Genomic DNA, 2,686 nt, shown 5'->3' on the forward strand with positions numbered 1-2,686 from the left:
ACGGCCTACCTCGTCGCCGACGAGTCGGCCGCCCCCGGCTTCCGCACCCGGGCCGGCGCCTGGGTCAACACCGCGGTCAACGCCGGTTCCTCGGGTGGCGCCGCCGTCATGGGGCTCCTGGTGGGCCGGGTCCCGCTGCCCCTGTGCTTCGCACTCGCCGGCACGCAGTCCCTGCTCGCGGCCGCGGCCGCGGTCACGGCCCGGGGCAGCCGTCGGGCCGCTGCCTCAACCGCGGGACCTGGCTCGCGACAGGAAGCGACGGCACCCACCGGCTGAGCGGACGCTAACCTCGCCGTTTCACTTGGGTGCGGCTGGCTTTGGGGCGGAAATGCGAAAGTGCCTTCCTGACCTGGGACGATGAACCTTGCTGAGGGGTTCTGTCGGTCCAGGCGGAGGGCACTTTCTGCGTGCAGGCTATCGGGTTGCGTCCCAAGGTTCATGTCAGTGCCGATGGTTCGGGGGTGGCCAGGCATGCCGGGGCACGGTTGCTGGCGGATCTTGCTGATGCCACCGGGCTGACCGCCGCGTACTCCGCCGCGCTCAGGCCGCTTCGGCCGCGCGGGACCGGGCATGATCCTGGCCGGGTCGCCACCGATCTCGCGGTGATGCTCGCCGACGGCGGTGAAGCGATCGCGGATCTGGCCGTGCTGCGAGACCAGAGCGAGGTGTTCGGCCCGGTCGCCTCCACGCCCACGGCTTGGCGGTTGCTCGCCGACACCGGCGAGGCCGCACTCGCTTCGCTGCGAACGGCCCGCGCCACGGCCCGAGAAGTCGCCTGGATGCAGGCCGCTGACCGGGGCGAGAACATACCTGCCGCTCGGGCCGGCGGACGAGAACTTTCCGGCCTGGTTCTGGACCTCGACGCCACGCTGGTTGCCTGCCACTCGGAAAAGGAACAGGCCGCCCCGACCTACAAGGGCGGCTTCGGCTTCCATCCGCTGCTGTGTTTCCTCGCGAACACCGGCGAGGCCGTGTCGGGGCGGCTGCGGCCCGGCAACTCCGGAGCCACCACTGCCGCCGATCACGTTGCGGTACTCGACCAGGCGCTCGCGCAGATCCCCGACGTTCACCGGCACGGCACCGACATCCTCATCCGCGCCGACAGTGCCGGATCCGCGAAAGCCTTCCTCGCCCATGTCCGCGACGTGCGGAAACAAGGAATCCGCACCTTCTTCTCGGTCGGATACGCCATCACCGAGCCGGTCCGCCGCGCGATCCGCTCGGTGCCCGACCGCCTCTGGCATCCCGCCCTGGACCAGCGGGACACTGCGTGACGGCGCCGAGGTCACCGAGCTGACCGGCATGGTCGATCTGGACGGCTATCCGCCCGGCACCCGCATCATCGTGCGCCGGGAGCGGCCGCACCCTGGAGCCCAGCTGTCCCTGTTCGACCAGGATGAGGGCCTGCGCCATCAGGTGTTCCTCACCGACACCCCCTACTCCGGCGGTGGTTCCGCCCAGTTCCTGGAGGTCCGTCACCGCGGGCATGCCACCGTCGAGGACCACATCCGGTGCGGCAAGACCACCGGCTTCGGCCGCTTCCCCTCCCGCAGTTTCGGTGTCAACGCCGTCTGGCTCGAACTCAGCCTCGCGGCGATCGACCTGCTCGCCTGGACGCGCGTCCTGCTGCTAGACGGGGAGCTGGCCACTGCCGAGCCGAAGAAGCTCCGCTACCAGCTGCTGCACGTCGCCGCCCGCCTCACCCACGGCGGCCGACGCCTGCGATTGCGGATATCGGCGACCTGGCCATGGAGAAACGAACTGGCCGCGGCCTTCGACCGTCTCGCCACACTGCCCCGTCCAGCCGGCTGACCCGGCCACCACCCCGCCCGCCCACGACCCGAAGGACCCCGGAGAACCCGACCACCGCGCCGGGATTCCGTCATGTCTGCGCACCGAAATCGCGTTGGCCACCCGACAGTTGTCCCTCCGTGACGCCTCGTCGCCCCAACCGAAACGGCGAGGCTAATACAGCAGCCGGACTCCTGCAATTTTGTCCTGGTCACCGACTTGACGGTGTGGAGCGTAGCGGGGGTTGGGCATGCATGGGACGGTCTTGGACAGGCCGTCCCACCAACGTGTGCCCGCGCCACATGTAAGGTCAGCGCCGGGCACGGGCCCGGGCTGGTGATGGTTGCCCTCGCGATCACGCTGCTACAAGCCCATCTCCACTGCGGCCAACACCAGTTCGGTGTGCGGCAAGTGGTGGTGGAGTTACAGGTCCAGCGGTTCCCCTGCCATGAACCGGCCACCCTAAGACCACGTTCGTCAAGCAGGTGCTCGGGCTGACCTTCCGTCACGGACGGCGGAGCCAGGGACCGCAGGCGGCTCTGCAGCGCGTGGTGCTGATGCTGGCTGGCCGGGCCGGGCCGGAGCCAGACTCACCGACGCGCTGGCCACACCGGTGAGCCGCTCGACCCTGCTGCGGCTGATACGCGCCTTCCCCGAGAACGCGCCAGCCACGCCGCGAGTTCTGGGCATCGACAAGTTCGCCCTGCTCAAGGGCCATGTCTACGCCACCGTCCTGGTCGACATCGAGACCCGACACGTGGTTGACCTGCTGCCCGACCGCTCCATCGAGACCGTGTCCACTCGACCCGGGCTCGTTCCGGGAAGTCGAGCCACTGCGCCGGCACCGGGCATCCGGCTTCGGCCTGGAGGCCAAGAAGCCCTACACCGACGGCGT

General features: G+C 69.7%; 3 pseudogenes. All 3 read left to right on the forward strand.

What is annotated here, in order from left to right:
• Nucleotides 1-276, forward strand: a pseudogene (locus ACWCQK_RS42275) (MFS transporter); the annotation flags it as partial.
• A 101-nt stretch (nt 277-377) separates the two neighbouring features.
• Nucleotides 378-1,812: pseudogene (locus ACWCQK_RS42280) on the forward strand (IS1380 family transposase).
• A gap of 592 nt (nt 1,813-2,404) precedes the next feature.
• A pseudogene (locus tag ACWCQK_RS42285) lies at nt 2,405-2,578 on the forward strand (ISL3 family transposase); the annotation flags it as partial.
• Between the last annotated feature and the right edge of the window lie 108 nt (nt 2,579-2,686).

Source organism: Streptomyces sp. NPDC002306, assembly GCF_053593435.1.